18 protein-coding genes are annotated in these 17,382 nt (G+C 71.7%); 13 read left to right on the top strand and 5 right to left on the bottom strand.

Going from position 1 to position 17,382, the window contains the following annotated elements:
• Positions 1–94 precede the first annotated feature (94 nt).
• From BM342_RS12575 to BM342_RS12540, 8 genes are all read left to right on the top strand, one after another.
• The gene (locus BM342_RS12575) at positions 95–646 is read left to right on the top strand and encodes a PadR family transcriptional regulator (protein ID WP_092966190.1); all 552 of its coding nucleotides are present in this window, start codon (positions 95–97) and stop codon (positions 644–646) included.
• A 5-nt stretch (positions 647–651) separates the two neighbouring features.
• The gene (locus tag BM342_RS12570) at positions 652–2,406 is read left to right on the top strand and encodes an ABC1 kinase family protein (RefSeq protein ID WP_092966188.1); all 1,755 of its coding nucleotides are present in this window, start codon (positions 652–654) and stop codon (positions 2,404–2,406) included.
• A 2-nt stretch (positions 2,407–2,408) separates the two neighbouring features.
• Positions 2,409–3,593 carry an alpha/beta fold hydrolase gene (locus BM342_RS12565; protein WP_255368725.1) on the top strand — a complete coding sequence of 395 codons (1,185 nt, stop codon included), beginning with the start codon at positions 2,409–2,411 and terminating at the stop codon, positions 3,591–3,593.
• An 82-nt stretch (positions 3,594–3,675) separates the two neighbouring features.
• The gene (locus BM342_RS12560; protein WP_092966184.1) at positions 3,676–4,575 is read left to right on the top strand and encodes a bile acid:sodium symporter family protein; all 900 of its coding nucleotides are present in this window, start codon (positions 3,676–3,678) and stop codon (positions 4,573–4,575) included.
• Between the two features lie 89 nt (positions 4,576–4,664).
• On the top strand, positions 4,665–5,534 hold the full coding sequence (locus BM342_RS12555; protein WP_092966182.1) for an ABC transporter ATP-binding protein: 870 nt from the start codon (positions 4,665–4,667) through the stop codon (positions 5,532–5,534).
• Positions 5,535–5,593: 59 nt separating this feature from the next.
• Positions 5,594–5,983, top strand: coding sequence for an SHOCT domain-containing protein (locus tag BM342_RS12550; protein WP_092966180.1), 390 nt, complete (start codon positions 5,594–5,596; stop codon positions 5,981–5,983).
• 3 nt (positions 5,984–5,986) lie between these two features.
• Positions 5,987–6,820, top strand: a complete 834-nt coding sequence (locus tag BM342_RS12545; protein WP_092966178.1) for a hypothetical protein — start codon at positions 5,987–5,989, stop codon at positions 6,818–6,820.
• 21 nt (positions 6,821–6,841) lie between these two features.
• On the top strand, positions 6,842–7,633 hold the full coding sequence (locus tag BM342_RS12540; protein WP_092966176.1) for a ferritin family protein: 792 nt from the start codon (positions 6,842–6,844) through the stop codon (positions 7,631–7,633).
• Here BM342_RS12540 and BM342_RS19930 read toward each other — a convergent pair.
• The 4 genes from BM342_RS19930 to msrB form a co-directional block, all read right to left on the bottom strand.
• Positions 7,626–7,775 (bottom strand): hypothetical protein, encoded by a 150-nt coding sequence (locus BM342_RS19930; protein WP_177232153.1) that lies wholly within the window; start codon positions 7,773–7,775, stop codon positions 7,626–7,628. The two genes, BM342_RS12540 and BM342_RS19930, sit on opposite strands and share 8 nt — an antisense overlap.
• Complete coding sequence (locus BM342_RS12535; RefSeq protein WP_092966174.1) at positions 7,775–8,335, bottom strand: flavin reductase family protein; 561 nt, start codon at positions 8,333–8,335, stop codon at positions 7,775–7,777. The genes BM342_RS19930 and BM342_RS12535 overlap by 1 nt, the downstream gene beginning before the upstream one ends.
• A gap of 102 nt (positions 8,336–8,437) precedes the next feature.
• Positions 8,438–8,956, bottom strand: coding sequence for a peptide-methionine (S)-S-oxide reductase MsrA (gene msrA / locus BM342_RS12530; RefSeq protein WP_092966172.1), 519 nt, complete (start codon positions 8,954–8,956; stop codon positions 8,438–8,440).
• On the bottom strand, positions 8,953–9,441 hold the full coding sequence (msrB, locus tag BM342_RS12525; protein WP_092966170.1) for a peptide-methionine (R)-S-oxide reductase MsrB: 489 nt from the start codon (positions 9,439–9,441) through the stop codon (positions 8,953–8,955). The genes msrA and msrB overlap by 4 nt, the downstream gene beginning before the upstream one ends.
• Positions 9,442–9,733: 292 nt before the next feature.
• On the opposite strand from msrB, the gene BM342_RS12520 reads away from it, so the two are divergent.
• The 5 genes from BM342_RS12520 to ligD all read left to right on the top strand — a co-directional run bounded on the left by BM342_RS12520 (position 9,734) and on the right by ligD (position 16,308).
• Entirely contained in the window at positions 9,734–11,575 is a 1,842-nt protein-coding gene (locus BM342_RS12520) for a cation:proton antiporter (RefSeq protein WP_092966168.1), read from the top strand.
• A 169-nt stretch (positions 11,576–11,744) separates the two neighbouring features.
• The gene (locus BM342_RS19585; protein WP_177232152.1) at positions 11,745–12,680 is read left to right on the top strand and encodes an aggregation-promoting factor C-terminal-like domain-containing protein; all 936 of its coding nucleotides are present in this window, start codon (positions 11,745–11,747) and stop codon (positions 12,678–12,680) included.
• 165 nt (positions 12,681–12,845) lie between these two features.
• Positions 12,846–14,402, top strand: a complete 1,557-nt coding sequence (locus tag BM342_RS12510) for a YhjD/YihY/BrkB family envelope integrity protein (protein ID WP_092966166.1) — start codon at positions 12,846–12,848, stop codon at positions 14,400–14,402.
• Between the two features lie 73 nt (positions 14,403–14,475).
• Positions 14,476–15,246: a lysophospholipid acyltransferase family protein gene (locus BM342_RS12505; RefSeq protein WP_092966164.1), complete on the top strand. Its 771-nt coding sequence runs from the start codon at positions 14,476–14,478 to the stop codon at positions 15,244–15,246.
• A 15-nt stretch (positions 15,247–15,261) separates the two neighbouring features.
• The gene (ligD, locus tag BM342_RS12500) at positions 15,262–16,308 is read left to right on the top strand and encodes a non-homologous end-joining DNA ligase (RefSeq protein WP_092966162.1); all 1,047 of its coding nucleotides are present in this window, start codon (positions 15,262–15,264) and stop codon (positions 16,306–16,308) included.
• A gap of 51 nt (positions 16,309–16,359) precedes the next feature.
• Here ligD and BM342_RS12495 read toward each other — a convergent pair whose 3' ends face one another.
• Entirely contained in the window at positions 16,360–17,286 is a 927-nt protein-coding gene (locus BM342_RS12495; RefSeq protein WP_092966160.1) for an NADP-dependent oxidoreductase, read from the bottom strand.
• Positions 17,287–17,382 lie beyond the last annotated feature (96 nt).

Genomic DNA, 17,382 nt, shown 5'->3' with positions numbered 1-17,382 from the left:
ACTCCGACGTTACCGTCCGCAGTGCCGCACCCCTATCGCTCGCGGTCGCTCGGATATATCGTTGAGTATCGTTCACGTTGCGGAAGAGGTCATCATGAGCAGCTCGTATCCCACCGGCGGATTCGGCGCAGGGTTCCCGACCGAGGGCATCTGGCAGGCCTTCGAGCAGTTGCGCTCGACATTCGAGAAGCGTGCGGGCAGCCGCGTCGCCCGGGGCGACGTGCGCGCCGCGGTGCTCGCGCTGCTCGCCGAGCAGCCGATGCACGGCTACCAGATCATCAGGGAGATCGAGGAGCGCAGCGGCGGCACCTGGAAGCCGAGCGCCGGCTCGGTGTACCCGACCCTCCAGCTGCTCGCCGACGAGGGCCTCATCAGCGCCGAGGAGTCGAACGGTCGCAAGACCTTCTCGCTCACCGACGCCGGACGGGCGGCGGTCGACGAGGCCGGCGGCGCCGCGCCGTGGGATCCGCAGAGCTCCGGCGACGGCAGCGGCACCGGGTACTCGGCCCTGCCCAAGGCCGGGTTCGAGCTCGCGCAGGCCGCCGCCCAGGTCGGCCGCACCGGAACCCCCGAGCAGGTGCAGCAGGCCGTGGCCGCGCTCGACGAGACGCGCCGACGGCTCTACGCGATCCTCGCCCAGGACTGACGCGGGTGGCCACCGATCGTCGGGTTCGAGGCGACTCGACACCCGGTGCCGGCAACACGCGCGCCCGCTACCGCCGCATCCTGCGGTTCGCGGGCCGCAACCTCGCCGTCATCTGGTGGTACGAGCTGTTCCTTCCCCGCATCGGGCTGGCGAGTGTCGCCGAGCGCACCCGATCCAGGCGGATGCGGCGCTTCGCCCAGCGCTTCCACGCGCTCGCCGTCGATCTCGGCGGGCTCATGATCAAGGTCGGGCAGTTCATGTCGTCGCGCCTCGACGTGCTGCCGCCAGAGATCACGGCCGAGCTCGCCGGCTTGCAGGACGAGGTGCCCCCGGTGCCGTTCCCGGCGATCCGCGCGCTCGCCGAGGCCGAGCTCGGCATGCCGCTCGACCGGGCGTACGCCTCGATCGACGAGTCGCCCATCGCGGCCGCATCGCTCGGGCAGGCCCACCGGGCGGTGCTCGGAGCACTCGACGCGGCCGACACCGGGCTCAGCGACGTGGTCGTCAAGGTGCAACGGCCGGGCATCGATGCGATCGTCGACGTCGACCTCGCGGCGCTGCGCAAGGTCGCCGGGTGGCTCAGCCACGTGCGGATCGTCGCCGATCGGGTGAACACGCACGCCCTCGTCGAGGAGTTCGCGCAGACGAGCCTCGAAGAGATCGACTACTTGCACGAGGCCGCGAACGCCGAGCGCTTCGCCGCCGACTTCGCCGACGACGACCGCGTCGCGGTGCCGGTCATCGCGTGGGAGCGCACGACCCGGCGCGTGCTCACGCTCGAAGACGTGACCGCCATCAAGATCACGGATGCCGCCGCGCTCGCCGAAGCCGGCATCGACCCCGCCGAGGTCGCTCCCGTGTTCGCGGCCGTCATGTTCGACCAGCTGTTCACGAACGGGTTCTTCCACGCCGACCCGCACCCGGGCAACATCTTCGTGACGCCCGTCGCCCTACCCGTCACGATGGGCGCGAGTGCGGGCGACGGCCCGGCCGAGGCATCCGCCGGGCCGGCCTGGAAGCTCACGTTCATCGACTTCGGCATGATGGGCGAGGTGCCGCCCGGCACCCGACGGGGCCTCCGCAAGCTGCTCATCGCGGCCGCCTCGCGCGACGGCAAGGGGCTCGTCGACGCGGTGCGCGACGTGGGCGTGCTGCTGCCGTCGGCCGACACCGCCGAGCTCGAGCGGGCGATGACGCAGTTGTTCGCCCGCTTCGGCGGCATGGGCTTCGCCGAGCTCCGCGAGGTGGACCCGCGCGAGTTCCGCGAGTTCGCGGTGCAGTTCGGCGACGTGGTGCGCTCGCTGCCGTTCCAGCTGCCCGAGAACTTCCTGCTCATCATCCGCGCGATGTCGCTCACGTCGGGCGTGTGCAGCGCGCTCGATCCGGGGTTCAACCTCTGGGACTCGATCGAGCCCTACGCGACGAAGCTCCTGAAGGACGAACGCGGCAACGTCGTGCAGGATCTCGCGAAGCAGGCGCTCGAGACGGCCGGCATCGCCTGGCGGCTGCCCAAGCGCCTCGACGACCTCGTCACGCGGGTCGACGAGGGGTCCGTCGTCGTCACGAACCCGACGCTCGACCGCCGGGTCGCCCGGCTGGAACGCACCGCGCGGCGCACGGTCTCGGCCGCGATCTTCGCCGGCCTCCTCGTCGGCGGCGCCGTGCTGCGCGCCGACGAGGTCGTGTTCGGCACGGTGCTCATGGCGGCTTCGGCGGTGCCGTTGCTGCACGCCCTGTTCGCGGGGCGCTGGGGGAGATGAGCGTGCGAGGGCGTCGAGTCGGCGTGATCGTCGCGGCATCCGTCGTCGCCCTGCTCGGCGCGCTCGTCGCCGTCGAGCTGATCCGCGTGGCGGGCGACGCGGCCGAGCAGCCGGGGCTCGCCGACTTCTACGAGCAGCCGGCCGGCGCCGCCGACGGCGAACCGGGCACCCTGGTGCGCAGCGAGGCGCTCGAGGGCGTGCCCGCGGCATCCGAGGCCTGGCGCATCATGTACCGCTCGACCGACCTGCACGGCGACCCGATCGTCGTGACGGGCATCGTGGTGACGCCCCTCGGGCCGGCGCCGGAGGGGGGCCGCACCGTGCTCGCGTGGGGGCATCCGACCACGGGAACGGATGCCTCGTGCGCGCCGTCGCGCGCCTTCGACCCGTTCATCGGCATCGAGGGCCTGCGGCTCATGCTCGACCGCGGCTACACCGTCGTCGCGACCGACTACGCCGGCATGGGCACCGACGGGCCAGACTCCTACCTCGTCTCGCAGACCGCGGCGCGGAGCGCGCTCGACGCCGTGCGCGCCGCGCAGCACCTCGACGGCGCCGCCGCGGGCGACCGCGTGGTGCTGTGGGGGCACTCGCAGGGCGGGCAGGCCGTGCTCGTCGCCGCCGAGCAGGCCCCCGACTACGCGCCGGAGCTCACCGTCGCGGGCGTCGCGGCCGCCGCGCCCGCCGCCGACCTGACGGCGCTCATGGGATCCCACCTCGACGACATCTCGGGCGTCACGATCGGCTCGTACGCCTTCCCGGCATTCGCCTCGGTGTACGGGCCGACCGTGCCGGGTGCCGAGCTCGCCGACATCCTCACGCCGGCCGCGGTGGCCGCGTCTCCCGAGATGAACCGGCTCTGCCTGCTGACGAACCTCGACCGGCTGCACGAGATCGGGCAGCCGCTCATCGGCGACTTCTTCGCACACGACCCGACGAAGACCGAGCCGTGGGCGACCCTGCTCGCGGACAACTCGGCCGGACAGCGCGCCGTCGAGGCGCCCGTGTACCTCGCGCAGGGCGCCGACGACGCGCTCGTGCTGCCGGCAGACACCGCGAAATTCGTCGAGCACGTGCGTGCACTGGGCGACGACGTCACCTACGAGGTCGTGCCGCTCGCGACCCACAGCACCATCGCCTACCTCGCGCTCCCGACGCTCGAGGGCTGGCTCGACTCGCTCGACTGACCCGCAGCGGGGCGAGGCCGCCGGTCCGGGCCCCCTCCACAGGGGCCTCACGCCGACGCGCGGCATCCGGCACACTGTGTGCATGTCAGCGTTGACCACCATCGGCCTTCCCGTGGCCCTGGGCATCATCATGTTCGGTCTCGGGCTCAGTCTGACCCTCGGCGACTTCGCCAGGGTCCTGAAGCAGCCGAAGGCGGTGATCATCGCCCTGCTCTGCCAGCTCGTCGTGCTGCCCGTGATCTGCTTCGGCCTCGTGCTCGCGTTCCAGCTGCCGCCCGTGCTCGCCGTCGGCATGATGATGCTCGCGGCCTCGCCGGGCGGCACGACCGCGAACCTCTACAGCCACCTGTTCCGCGGCGACGTGGCCCTGAACATCTCGCTCACCGCCGTCAACTCGGTGCTGGCCGTGTTCACCCTGCCGATCATCACGAACCTCGCGATCCTGTACTTCAACCCGTTCGACGACCAGCTCGGCCTGCAGTGGTCGAAGACCCTCGAGGTGTTCGCCATCGTGCTGCTGCCGGTCGCCCTCGGCATGCTCGTGCGGCGCTTCGCGCCGACGTTCGCCGACCGCATGGACAAGCCCGTGCGCATCGCCTCGGTCGTGATCCTCGTGGTCGTCATCGCGGGGGCCGTGGCGTCGAACTGGGCGCTGCTCGTCGCGAACTTCGCCCAGCTGGCGCTCGTGACGGTCGTGTTCTGCCTCATCAGCCTGACGATCGGCTACCTCGTGCCGCGCTGGCTGCGGGTCGGCAAGCGGCAGGCCATCGCCTCCTCGTTCGAGATCGGCATCCACAACGCGACCCTCGCGATCGTGATCGCCCAGACGGTGCTGCTCTCGACCGAGCTGAGCCTGCCCGCCGCGGTCTACGGCGTGCTCATGTTCTTCATCGCGTTCGGCTTCGGGTTCCTCATCCGCGATCGAGCGGATGCCGCGGCCGGCGCCCGCGACGATGCGGCCGAGGAGCGGGCGACCGTCTGAGTCGGGCAGCGCTCGGGCGGCGCGGGGCGGTTCTGCGGTGCAGGCCGGTCGCCCCGCCCGGCGACCGCGCGTCCCGTAGCATCGCACGGGTGACCGGCGCAGCCTCCGACCAGTACCACGATGCCCTTCGACCGCCCGTGCTCCGCCTCGACGAGGTCGTGTTCGTGCGCGAGGGCCGTACGATCCTCGACCGGGTGAGCCTCACCGTCGAGGCCGGGGAGCACTGGGCGCTGCTCGGCCCGAACGGCGCGGGCAAGAGCACGATCCTCGGGTTCTGCGGTGCGGTGACGCACCCGACGTCGGGGTCGGTCGAGGTGCTCGGCGGTCGGCTCGGACGCGTCGAACTGCAGGCGCTGCGACGTGAGATCGGGCATGTGAACCCGAGGCATCCGCTGCGCTCGCCGCTCTCGGTGCGCGAGGTCGTGCTCACCGGGTTGACGGGCACGATCGAGACCGCCATGCGCTGGGGGGCTTCGGCCGACGAGACCGCCCGTGCCGACGCGCTCATCGAGACGCTCGGCCTCGGCGGCAAGGCCGACTCCGTCTGGCCGACGCTGTCGCAGGGCGAGCGGGGCCGCACGCTGATCGCGAGGGCGCTCGTCTCGGAGCCGAGGGTGCTGCTGCTCGACGAGCCGTCGACCGGTCTCGACGTCGCGGCCCGCGAGCAGCTCCTCGAGACGATCGACCTGCTCGAGCAGACGCATCCCGAGGTCGCCTCGATCCTCGTCACGCACCACCTCGAGGAGCTCCCGAGCACGACGACGCACGCCCTGCTCATCGCGCACGGGCGCGTAGTCGTGAGCGGCGATGCACGAGAGGTCATCACGAGCGAGCACGTCACCGCCGCATTCGAGCATCCGATCGACGTCGAGTACCGCGACGGCCGCTGGGGTGCGCGGGCGCGACGAGCCGTGCGGGCTCCGCGCGCGCCTCTTCCGCGGCAGGTCGGGCGGCGATAGGTTGAGCGCCAGAGGCACGGCCGAGTACGTGTCCCGATCGAAAGGGCTCGCAAATGGGGATGTTCGCCACCGTATGGGACTGGATCTGGTTCAGCTTCTGGATCTTCGCCTACGTCGCCTACCTGTTCATCTTGATCTACATCGCCGTCGACATCTTCAGGTCGCGCGACATCGGCGGGTGGATGAAGGCGCTGTGGATCGTGCTGCTCGTCTTCCTGCCCTTCCTCACCGGCGTCGTCTACCTCATCGTGCGAGGGCAGGGCATGGCCGAGCGCTCGGCGGGCACCCGGCCCGACATCGTCGAGTACTCCGACGACGAGGTGCGCAAGGTGTCGTTCGCGAACCCGTCCGACGAGATCGCCAAGGCCGCAGCACTGCGTGACCAGGGCATCATCACCGCGGGCGAGTTCGACGCGATCAAGGCGAAGGCGCTCGGCGAGAAGTACTGACCCGTGTCCGCGCCGTTCGACGTCCGGGGTTTCGCACGCACCGCGCAGGGGAGCCTGCGCGACGGGCTCGACCTCGAGGCGGCGGCGGCCGCGGGCCTCGCACCCGAGGTGCACCGGGTGGTCGCGATCCTCGCGGCGCTCGAGGGCGCCACGATGGAGCACCTGCGCAACGTGCTCGTGACGCCGACGCACAAGGACGCCAGGGTCACGGCGTTCCTCGTGTCGTGGGCGTACGAGAAGTACTGGATCGCCGACGCGATGCTGGCGATCGCAGATGCGACCGGCGGTCACGGGTCGACGGATGCCGCGGCGCACGCCCGCGCCGCGGCATCCGCTGCGCCGGCCCGCCGGGGCTCCACCGGCCGCGGGCCGATCCGTCGGGCGCTGGCCGGCTTCGCGCAGGGCTTCGACGTGATCGGTGCGCATCTCGCGCTCGGCTACGTCGACGACCTCGTGCTCGACCTCGCATACGCGCGGCTGGGGGCGATCGCCGCGGCGCCCGCCGCTGCGAACGACGTCGTGCGCCCGAACCCCGCCCTCGCCGACGCGGTCGCCCGCATCCGCGACATCAAGTCCAGGCACACGGCCTTCTTCGAGGGCGAATGCGCTCTGCGGCTCGGCTCGTCGGTCCGCGCGGCCCGGCTCGCCCGTCGTGAGCTCGCCCGGTCCGCGTGGCCGCTCGGCGCGGCGGTCGTCGGCGTCGACGAGCGGCGGGCGTTCGCCCGGTTCGCCCTGCCCGACGGCGACGCGCGCGCCTCGCTCGTCCGCGGCATCCGCTCGCTTCCCGGCATCGACGAGCGCACCGCGACCGCGGTCCTGCGCCGCCTCGGGTCCTGACGAGGGAAGGGAGCGCTCCGCATGGCCTTCGACATCGACCGCTACACCGCGACGTCCGTGAGCGTGGCCTGGGGCGATCTCGACCTCGAGGTGTTCCGCGACGATCCGTTGCCCGAATCGTCGCTGCGGACCCTTCGGTACATGGCCGACGTCGAGTACCACACCGTCTGCTACACGCGCGACCTGCTGACGACGCCGTCGCACCGCGAGGCCGACGTGAGCGCTTTCATGACGATGTGGAACCGCGAGGAGTTCTGGCACGGCGAGGCGCTCGCCGCCGTGCTCGCGGTGCACGACATCACGGTCGACTACGACGCCCTGAAGGCCAACCGCATGAAGCTCGGCTGGAAGGACCGCCTCGACCCCATCAAGCAGTCCGTGCTCGGAGGCCTCGTCGGCCAGGACTTCGTCGCGGTGCACATGTCGTGGGGTGCGGCCAACGAGTGGTCGGCGATCACCGCCTATCAGCGCATGGCCGAACTCGAGGAGCATCCCGTGCTCGCGGAACTCCTGCGGCGTATCGCCAAGCAGGAGGCCAGGCATGTCGCGTTCTACACGTCTCAGGCGCGTGAACGGCTCGCGGCGAGCACGAAGGCGCAGAAGGTGACGCGGTTCGCGCTCAGCCGGTTCTGGGCGCCCGTCGGGTCGAGCATCTCGACCGAGGACGACGTGCGGCACGTCATGACGCACCTCATGAGCGGCCCAGAGGGCCGTCGTGCGGCTCGCAAGGTCGACGACAGCATCAGCGGCATGCCGGGGCTCGCCGACCTGACGATCGTGCAGGACGCGCTCGACCGCCTCGGCGTCAGCTGAGCAGGGCCGCGATGAGCGTGCCGATCGCCGTCAGCGCGATGATGGCGACCAGCCCGTAGCGGCGAAGCTGCACGGACAGCAGCGCGACCGAGACGGGCCGGCGGCGACGCCGCCTGCGTCGCGGGGGAGTCGGCTCGGTCATCACGCCTGCGGCGAATCGTCGTGGAGCACGTGGAAGCGACGGTCGCGGTAGACGAGCGACGGCGAACGCTCGCCGAGGTGCACGTCGAGCACCTCGGCCACGACGAGGGCCGAGCCGCCGACCGGCAGGGTGTGCGCGATGCGCGCGCGGAGCGCCACGGGCGCGGCGGCGAGCCACGGCTCGCCCGTGGGCAGCGACGACCAGCCCTGGTCGGGCGTGAAGCGGGGTGCGCCCGAGCGGGCGAAGGCGCGCGCGACCTCGACCTGCTCGGCCGAGAGCAGGTGCACGACGACGGCCTCCGCGGCGAGCAGGCCGCCGGCGGAACCCGTGGCGCGCGTGACCGAGAACGAGAGCGCCGCAGGCTCGGCCGACACCGAGGCTACGCTCGAGGCCGTGAGCCCGACGGGTCCGAGCGGGGTCATCGCCGTGATGAGCGCCACACCGGCGGGGTGGTCGCGGAACGCGGCCTTGAAGGCCTCGGCGTTCGCCTCGAGGAGGGTCGGCGGCGCGGCATCCGTCGGCAGGGAGTCTGCGAGGGGATTCGGATCGGGCACGGCCATGACCTCAAGCCTACGTTCGCGAAGCTGCGCGTCGGCACCACGCGGAGATGACGGATGCCCCGCCGAACCGGGGTTCGACGGGGCATCCGCTCGGATCAGGCGCTACGCGACGGTCTCGGCGTCGCGCTTGGGCAGCTTCCACCCCGGGCGCACGTAGTGGCACGTGTAGCCGTTGGGGTACTTCTCGAGGTAGTCCTGGTGCTCGGGCTCGGCCTCCCAGAACGGGGCGGCCTCCTCGATCGTGGTGACGACCTTCGCCGGCCAGAGGCCCGACGCGTCGACATCGGCGATCGTGTCGAGCGCGACCTCCTGCTGCTCGAGGCTCTGCGGGAAGATCGCCGACCGGTAGCTCGTGCCGATGTCGTTGCCCTGACGGTTCAGGGTCGACGGGTCGTGCACCTGGAAGAAGAACTCCAGCAGCTCGCGGTAGCTCGTCACGGTCGGGTCGTAGACGATCTCGATCGCCTCGGCGTGGCCCGGGTGGTTGCGGTACGTCGGCTCGGCGTTCGTGCCGCCCGTGTATCCGACGCGCGTGGACTCGATGCCCGGGCGCTTGCGGATCAGGTCCTGCATGCCCCAGAAACAGCCGCCGGCGAGGATCGCGGTCTCGGTGTTCGTCATGATGCGTTCTCCTTCTCGGATGCCGCGGCCGCGCCATCCGTCGTCGTGAACAGGCTGAGGAAGTCCCCGTAGCCCTGCTCCTCGAGCTCGGCGACGGGCACGAAGCGCAGCGCCGCCGAGTTCATGCAGTACCGGAGTCCGCCGGCGTCGGCGGGCCCGTCGTCGAAGACGTGGCCGAGGTGGCTGTCGGCACCCGACGAGCGTACCTCCACGCGCTTCATCCAGAGCGTGCGGTCGACATGCTCCGTCACGGCGGTGGCGTCGAGCGGCTTGGTGAAGCTCGGCCAGCCCGACCGGCTGTCGTACTTGTCGGTCGAGGAGAAGAGCGGCTGGCCCGACACGACGTCGACGTAGATGCCCTCGTCGTGGTTGTCCCAGTACTCGTTGCGGAATGCCGGCTCGGTGCCGTCGCCCTGGGTGACGCTGCGCTGCAGCGGCGTGAGGCGGGCGATCGCCTCGGGAGTGCTGCGGTAGTCGTTCGACATGTCGTTCCTCCTTCATGGGGCACCGCTGGCTGCGGCATCCGCTGGGTCGGTGGTCGCGGTGCGAAGCGCGACATAGAAGAAAACCATCGGGACGCGCGTGCTGTTCCGGATGTCGCGCCTGCACGCTGTGACTTCGCTGTGAGCGAGTGCGGGCACGCGGCCGACTGGTCGTGACAGGTCGCCGACCGTGCGCCAGACTTTCCCCAGCGTCGCGTGTCGGACCTCGCATCGGGCCGGCGCGGTGGGTCGGACCGGCGCGGTGGATCGGGCCGGCGCTGTGGAGGGAGGGCCCGTGGAACTGCTCATCGTGGCCGTGCTCGGACTGCTCGGCATCGCGGCCGCCGCCGTGTTCGGCCCGCGGCTCGGGGTCGCCGCACCGCTGCTGCTCGTGATCGTCGGCCTGTTCGCGAGCCTGCTGCCGTTCGTGCCCGACGTCGAGATCGACCCCGAGTGGATCCTCGCGGGGGTATTGCCGCCGCTGCTCTACTCGGCCTCGGTCTCGATGCCGGCGATGGAGTTCCGCCGGGAGTTCAGCGCCATCGGCGGGCTGTCGGTCGGACTCGTGGTCGTGAGCTCCGTGCTGCTCGGACTCCTCTTCGTGTGGCTGATCCCCGGCATCGGGCTCGCGGCCGGCATCGCGCTCGGTGCGATCGTGAGTCCGACCGATGCGGTCGCGACCTCGATCGTGAAGCGCATCGGGGTGAGCCCGCGCATCGTCACGGTGCTCGAGGGCGAGAGCCTGCTCAACGATGCGACCGCGCTCGTGCTGCTGCGGTCGGCGATCGTCGCGGCCGGGGCATCCGTCACCTTCTGGGACGTGCTGGGCGACTTCGTCTTCGCCGTGGTCGTGGCGCTCGCGATCGGCTACGTGGTCGGCAAGGCGAACCTCTGGGTGCGCGAGCGCGTCGTCGACCCGACCGCGAACACGGTCATCTCGTTCACGGTGCCCTTCCTCGCGGCGGTGCCGAGCGAGGCGCTCGGCGCGTCGGGCCTGGTCGCGGCCGTGGTCGCCGGCCTGGTCACCGGGCGCGGCGCGCTGACGCGGCTCTCGCCGCAGCACCGCGCATCGGACACGCAGGCCTGGCGCACCGTCGAACTGATCCTCGAGGGCGCGGTGTTCCTCGTGATGGGTCTCGAGATGTCGGCCATCGTGGCCGACGTGCAGGGCGGGCGCTCCGGTATCGCCTCCGGGCTCCTCATCGCCGGCTTCGCGCTGCTCGCGGTGATCGCGGTGCGCGCGCTCTACGTGCTGTCGACGCTGAGCCTGCAGCGGAGTCGAGCGCGGCGCGGCGCGGAGGTGCGTGCACGTCTCTCCGCCATGCAGCATCGGCTGGACGGCGTCGGCCGGCGGCAACCGCCCGGGTCCGAGTCCGGGGGAATCCCGCAGCCGGCCTCGTCGCCCGGCGTGCAGGGCGCCGGCACCCGGGGCGTCGGACGGTCCACCGATCGGCTCGCGATGTTCCGTACGAGGATCCGACGCAAGGTCGCCGACATCGACTACTTCACGGCCGAACCGCTCGGGTGGCGCGAGGGGAGCGTCATCGTCTGGGCGGGCATGCGCGGCGCCGTGACCCTCGCGGCCGCGCAGACGCTGCCCTCGGCGACGCCCGAGCGGTCGCTGCTCGTGTTCGTGGCGTTCGTGGTGGCCGCCGCCTCGCTCATCGTGCAGGGCAGCACGCTGCCGATGCTCGTGCGCTGGGTCAAGCCCGCGCTCTTCGACCGAGCGGCCGCCGACGCCGACCGCGAGGAGATCGACGACCTGCTGCGCGACATCGCACGGCGGGTGGCGGCCGAGACCGCCGCACAGGAGGCCGCCGGACGCGCCTCGGACGCAACCGCGGAAGCCACCGCCGAGGAGGCGCTCGCGCCTGCCGGAACGACCCCCGCCGAGGCATCCGTCGCCGTGGACGACGCGGGCGCTGACCGTGCCGAGGACGCGAGGGCGCGCACGGCGCGCGGTCTGCGTCTGCGGTCTCGGTTGCGCGCGATCGACGAGCAGCGCGCGGAACTCTCGCGTCAGCGCGATGAGGGTCGATTCAGCTCGACGGCGCTCACCGAGGCCCTGCAGACGTTGGACGCCGTGCAGATCAGCCTCGAATTGCGCCTTCCATCAGGCGATGTTTCCAAAACGTGATCATTGAGGTTTCGTCAATACCTCTGATGACATTCACAGGAAGAAGTGAGGGGTTGTTCAGAACCTCTCGGCAGACTGGCGACTTCGCCCGGCCGCCTCCGCGACCGTGGAACGCCGAGTACAGGTTCGAAGCGCCCCCCCGGTGCGACGTTCCGCCCGTGTGAAAGACATGCAGAACCAGACTCCTTCCCCCGAAAACACCCAGATCGTCGAGACCGAGGCCAAGCGCAGCGGTCGACGTGCAGCAGGGACCGTCCGCCGGTTCAAGGCCCCGCTCATCACCGCAGGCGCCATCGTCGCCGTCGGTGCCCTCGTCGGCAGCGGCTACGCCGTGCAGGGCGAGGCGACCGCGAAGGCGCAGCGCGTCGAGGAGACGGCCGCCCTCTCGCTCGCCGCCGAGCGGGACTCGCGACAGGGCCTCGCCGTCGACCACGGTGCCGTGCTCGACGTCCGCGCGGCGAAGCAGGCCGAGGACACCCTCACCGTCGCGACCAAGGCCATCGCCTCGGCCGCCGGCAAGGCCGACGCCTCTGCGCTCGCCACGACCGTCGCCGCGCTCGACTCGTACGAGCGCCTCAGCCCGAGCAAGGTGTTCGAGCTGGTCGACACGACGAAGAGCCAGACCGATCAGGTCGTCAAGGCCGTCGCCGAAGCAGACCGCGTGGCCGCCGAGAAGGCCGCCGCCGCAGCCGCCGCCAAGGCGAAGGCCGAGGCCGAGGCCGCAGCCGCCGCCGAAGCGGCCGCCGATGACAGCGCCTCGTCGGGCTCCACCGGCGGCGGGACTCCGAGCGCCCCCGCGAACCCGAGCGAGGCCCAGGCAATCGCGCGCGACATGATGGCCTCCCGCTACGGCTGGGGCGAAGACCAGTTCGGCTGCCTCGTCGCGCTCTGGAACAAGGAGTCGGGCTGGAACGTCTACGCCTCCAACCCGAGCGGCGCCTACGGCATCCCGCAGGCTCTGCCCGGCAGCAAGATGTCGTCGGCCGGTGCCGACTGGGCCACCAACCCCGCCACGCAGATCTCGTGGGGCCTCGGCTACATCGCCGGCCGCTACGGCAGCGCCTGCGGTGCCTGGAACACCTCGGAGTCGCAGGGCTGGTACTGACCGCCCGCTGATCCGCGCGATGGCGTCCGAGCTGCGGCTCGGACGCCATCGGCGTCTCCGGCGACGGGTCGCGCGCGCGTCGGCCCCGCCGCGGTTCGACGAGCACCCGGCGCGCCCGACGTCAACCGCCTGCGCCGCGGCATCCGCGCTCGATAGCCTGACCGCATGGGTGGTGCAGACTCCGAGCCGGAGCGGATGCCGGCGACGACCGGGTTCATGGCCCGCGTGCGCGGGGCGATCGAGTGGGCGACGGCGCGCAAGCCGGTACGCGCCTACATGCTGTACCTGCGCTACCACGGCGCCGTGCTCGCCGACAGCGTCACCTACCGCACGCTGTTCTCGGTCTTCGCAGGCGTCTTCCTCGGCTTCGCGATAGCCGGGATCTGGCTCGCCGGGAATCCCGACGCGATGGATGCGCTCGTCGCGACCGTCGAGCACGCGATCCCGGGACTCGTCGGCGAGGGCGCCCTCATCGATCCCGACGACCTCGTGCAGCCCGTCACGCTGAGCATCGCCGGTGCGATCGCGCTGATCGGTCTCGTCACCGCAGCGATCGGTGCGATCGGCTCGATGCGCGTGGCGATGCGCCGGCTCGGCGGACAACCCGACCCGCAGGGGTTCTTCGTCTGGGTGATGCTTCGCGACCTGCTCCTGGCCATCGGGTTCGGCGCCGCGTTCGTCGTCGCGGCCGCGGTCACGTTCTTCAGCACCGCCGCCCTCGACGTCATGTTCGGATGGCTCGGCATCTCGACGCAGGAGGAGGGCTACGCGTTCCTCACCGGCGCGCTCTCGATCGTCGTGATCTTCGCGATCGACACGCTCGCGATCGTCGGCATGTTCCTCATGCTCTCGGGCCTGCGACCCCGCGCTCGCGAGCTCTGGATCGGGGCGCTGATCGGCGGAGTCGGACTCACGGTGCTGCAGGAGCTCTCGGGGCTGTTCGTCGGCGGCGCCACCTCCAACCCGCTGCTCGCCTCGTTCGGCGCGCTCATCGCGCTGCTGCTGTGGCTCAACCTCTCGGCCCAGGTGATCCTGCTGGCGTCGTCGTACATCATCACGGGCATCGAGGACCGGCGCACGCGCGAATGGAGCCGTGAGCAGCGGCGCGTGCTCGAACGCGTCCGCACGCGACGCGTCCGACGTCCGAGTGGCCGAGGCGACGGGCTTCCGGCGGAGCGGCGCCCGTCGGTCGTGCTCAGGGTCGTGCGCGGCGTGGTCGCGCCCATCACGAGGACCAGGGCGTTCCGGGCGACCGCGCCGGTCGTGCTCCCGCCGGTCGAGGCGTTCCTCGGGTGGATCACGGGCGGACGCGTGCAGTTGAGCGCGCTCCTCGTGCCCTCGCTCGTGCTCCGCACGGTCGGCGCGAAGTCGGGGGAGCCGCGTGAGACCTTCCTCATGTACACGCCCGACGGCCGCGGCCGCGCCATCGTCGCCGGCACGACGTTCGCGATGGAGCACCACCCGGGCTGGACCTACAACCTGCTCGGGCATCCGGATGCCGAGATCACCGTCCGGGGTCGCGCCCTCGCCGTGCGGGCCACCCTGATCGACGACGACGCGGAGCGCGAGCGCGCGTGGGCGCTCATCCAGGCCCAGTGGCCCGGATACCGGGCCTACGAGCGCGACTCGGGCCGCGTCGTGCGGCTGTTCCGACTGCAGCCGGTGCGCGGCACGGCGAGCCCGGTCGAACCTCCGCACCGCGACGCCCAGACGACTCGGTGACCTGGGCCCGGCGTCCTGGGGTCCCTGCGTCCTGGTCCATGCGTTCGGCCGTCCTTCGCCGTACGCTGGTCGCATGACCCGACGACGCGCCAGTGAGCCTGTCTACAGCACGGCGATCGCGGCGGGCCTCGGGCTCTTCGCGGGGCTCGGCATCAAACGCCGCGTCATCGGCGCCGAGCACGTGCCCCTCACCGGTGGCGCGGTGCTGGCGATGACGCACTTCGGCTATCTCGAGTTCGCGCTGGTCGAATGGGTCACCTGGCTCGCCACGAGGCGACGCATCCGGTTCATGGCGAAGCAGAGCGTCTTCGACAAGCCCGTCGTCGGTGCCCTCATGCGCGGCATGCGGCACATCCCGGTCGACATGAAGGCGGGCGCCGCGGCCTATGCGAAGGCCGTCGAGGCCCTCCGCAGCGGCGAACTGCTCGGCGTGTTCCCCGAAGCGGGCGTCAGCGCCTCGTTCACGGTCCGCGACTTGAAGACGGGGGCGGCCCGGCTCGCGGCCGAGGCCGCCGTGCCCATCATCCCGGTGGCCGTCTGGGGCGGTCAGCGCCTGCTCACCAAGCGTCACAAGGTCGGGTTCTTCGAGCGGTTCGGGGTGCCGGTGCACTTCGCCTTCGGCGCCCCCATCACCGTCGGCGCCGATGAGGACCCGCACGCCGTCACCGACCGGCTGCGGCTGCGCATGCAGGGCCTGGTCGACCGCCTCCAGCGCGAGTACCCCGTCGACGGCACGGGCGCCTGGTGGCAGCCCCGGTCGCTCGGCGGCACGGCCCCCACGCCAGAGGAGGCCGCCGCCGCCGATGCCGAACGGGAGCGCGAACGCGAGGCGCGCCGGCCGTAGGGTAGCGTCGCACGCATGGCAGGCGAAGCCGCACAGCTCACCGTTCCCGGACCCGAGGGCGAGCGCCAGGTGCGCGTCTCGTCGCCGTCGCGCGTGCTCTGGCCCGACGTGGGCATCACGAAGCTCGAACTTGCCGAATACCTCGTCGCGGTCGGCGGGCCGTTCATCGAGGCCAACGGCGATCGCCCGGTGTCGCTCCAGCGGTTCCCCGAGGGGGTCGACGGCGAGCAGTTCTTCTCGAAGAACCCGCCGCGCGGCGCCCCCGACTGGCTGCGATCCGTCACCGTGACGTACCCGAGCGGCCGCCGGCATCCGCAGGTCGTGCTCGATGAGCCCGCTGGCGCGGTCTGGGCCGCGCAGATGAACACGGTCGTGTTCCACCCCTGGGCCTCACGCGCGGAGAACACCGACAACCCCGACCAGCTGCGCATCGACCTCGACCCGCAACCGGGTACGGGGTTCGCCGAGGCGGTGCCGATCGCGCTCGCCCTGCGCGACCTGCTCGACGAGGTCGGGCTCACCGGATTCGTGAAGACCTCGGGCAGCCGCGGCATCCACGTGTTCGCACCGATCGAGCCCGAGCACGAGTTCCTCGACGTGCGGCACGCGGTCATCGCACTCGGCCGCGAGCTCGAGCGGCGCCTGCCCGACCTCGTCACCACCAACTGGTGGAAGGAGGAGCGCGGCGACCGCATCTTCATCGACTACAACCAGGCCAACCGCGACCGCACCATGGCGGGCGCGTACAGCCCTCGACCCCTCGCGCACGCGCCCGTCTCGTGCCCGCTCGAGTGGTCCGAGCTCGAGACGACCGATCCCGCCGCGCACACGATCCGCACGGTGCCCCGGCGACTCGCCGAGCGCGGCGACCCGTGGGCGGGCATGCACGATCGCCCCGGCCGACTCACGACGCTGCTCGGGTGGTGGCAGCGGGACCTCGACGACGGGCTCGGCGAGCTCCCGTTCCCGCCCGACTTCCCGAAGATGCCCGGCGAGCCGATGCGCGTGCAGCCGAGCCGGGCCAGGCACGACGACGCCGCCGAGCCCGGCGGAGCGGACTGACACCGCCGCTCCGGTCGCCCGGAGCGGCGGCGGCGTGCCGCGCCTCGTCGTTCAGTCGTTCGTGACCACGAGGTTGCCGAGCGTCGAGCGTCCCCACGCGCCGGTCGCCTCGTGCACCCGGTGCAGCGGGTACTGGCGATCGAGGAGCACCTCGAGCTCTCCGGATGCGGCGAGCTCGGCGAGCGCCGCGAGGCCGGCCTGATCCGGGTAGGCCGCGATCGGCGCGAACTCGAGACGTTCGTCGCCCAGTTGTTCGGCCGACATCAGGATGGGCGACACGAACACCCCGCCGTCGCGGACGAGCGGGGCGATCTCCTGCGGGTCGCCGGCGAGGTGGATCGCCGCGTCGACGCCGTCGGGTGCGAGAGCGTGCACCGGGCCGGCCAGTCCGCCCGTGTAATCGACCGGCTCGGCGCCGAGGCCGGCCAACCGCTGACGCCCGGCCTCGGTGCGGCCCGTGGCGATGACCCTGGCGCCCGCGCGGGCCGCGAGCTGGATCGCGAGGGTTCCGACGCCGCCGGTCGCTCCCACGATCAGCACCGTCGCGCCGGGCAGGTCGATGGCGTCGAGACAGGCCAGCGCGGTCGTGCCGGTGTGGCCGAGCGCCGCCGCCTCGAGGTCGGAGAGGTCGTCAGGCGTGTGGGTGACCGCCGAGAGCACGGGCACGGTGGTGAATTCGGCGAACGTGCCGTCGGCGAGATGCGCACGGGAGACCACGCCGAACACGCGGTCGCCGGTGGCGAATCCCTCGATGCCGGGCCCGATCGCATCGACGGTGCCCGCGAAGTCGCGCCCGATGACCACCGGGAACCGGTACTCGAAGTACGGGGCCATGTACCCTGCGGCGACCGCGAGGTCGAACCCGTTGACGGAGGCCGCGGTGACCCGCACCCGGACCTCGCCGACACCCGGTTCTGGGACGGGGAGTTCATGGAGCTCCGGAGCGGCTCCGGATTCGTGGATGGCGAATGCCTTCATGTGTCGTGCTCCTCATTTCTCGGGATGAGGATGCGAGATGAGGAGGCGTGGAGCGCGAAGGGCGCCGTGAACTCGCACCGATCATCATTGGCCCGG

It is taken from the genome of Agromyces sp. CF514, from assembly GCF_900113185.1.
Classification (GTDB): domain Bacteria; phylum Actinomycetota; class Actinomycetes; order Actinomycetales; family Microbacteriaceae; genus Agromyces.
The sequence above is the reverse complement of the archived record's forward strand: the minus strand, read 5'-3'. Positions and strand labels throughout refer to the sequence as shown.

Bases quoted from the DNA above. Each gene is read 5' to 3' on its own strand.
- BM342_RS12510 (WP_092966166.1), top strand. From the start codon at position 12,846: ATGGGTGGTGCAGACTCCGAGCCGGAGCGGATGCCGGCGACGACCGGG.
- BM342_RS12495 (WP_092966160.1), bottom strand. From the start codon at position 17,286: ATGAAGGCATTCGCCATCCACGAATCCGGAGCCGCTCCGGAGCTCCAT.
- BM342_RS12540 (WP_092966176.1), top strand. From the start codon at position 6,842: ATGGCCTTCGACATCGACCGCTACACCGCGACGTCCGTGAGCGTGGCC.
- BM342_RS19930 (WP_177232153.1), bottom strand. From the start codon at position 7,775: ATGACCGAGCCGACTCCCCCGCGACGCAGGCGGCGTCGCCGCCGGCCC.
- ligD (WP_092966162.1), top strand. From the start codon at position 15,262: ATGGCAGGCGAAGCCGCACAGCTCACCGTTCCCGGACCCGAGGGCGAG.
- BM342_RS12560 (WP_092966184.1), top strand. From the start codon at position 3,676: ATGTCAGCGTTGACCACCATCGGCCTTCCCGTGGCCCTGGGCATCATC.
- msrB (WP_092966170.1), bottom strand. From the start codon at position 9,441: ATGTCGAACGACTACCGCAGCACTCCCGAGGCGATCGCCCGCCTCACG.
- msrA (WP_092966172.1), bottom strand. From the start codon at position 8,956: ATGACGAACACCGAGACCGCGATCCTCGCCGGCGGCTGTTTCTGGGGC.
- BM342_RS12535 (WP_092966174.1), bottom strand. From the start codon at position 8,335: ATGGCCGTGCCCGATCCGAATCCCCTCGCAGACTCCCTGCCGACGGAT.
- BM342_RS19585 (WP_177232152.1), top strand. From the start codon at position 11,745: ATGCAGAACCAGACTCCTTCCCCCGAAAACACCCAGATCGTCGAGACC.
- BM342_RS12550 (WP_092966180.1), top strand. From the start codon at position 5,594: ATGTTCGCCACCGTATGGGACTGGATCTGGTTCAGCTTCTGGATCTTC.
- BM342_RS12505 (WP_092966164.1), top strand. From the start codon at position 14,476: ATGACCCGACGACGCGCCAGTGAGCCTGTCTACAGCACGGCGATCGCG.
- BM342_RS12575 (WP_092966190.1), top strand. From the start codon at position 95: ATGAGCAGCTCGTATCCCACCGGCGGATTCGGCGCAGGGTTCCCGACC.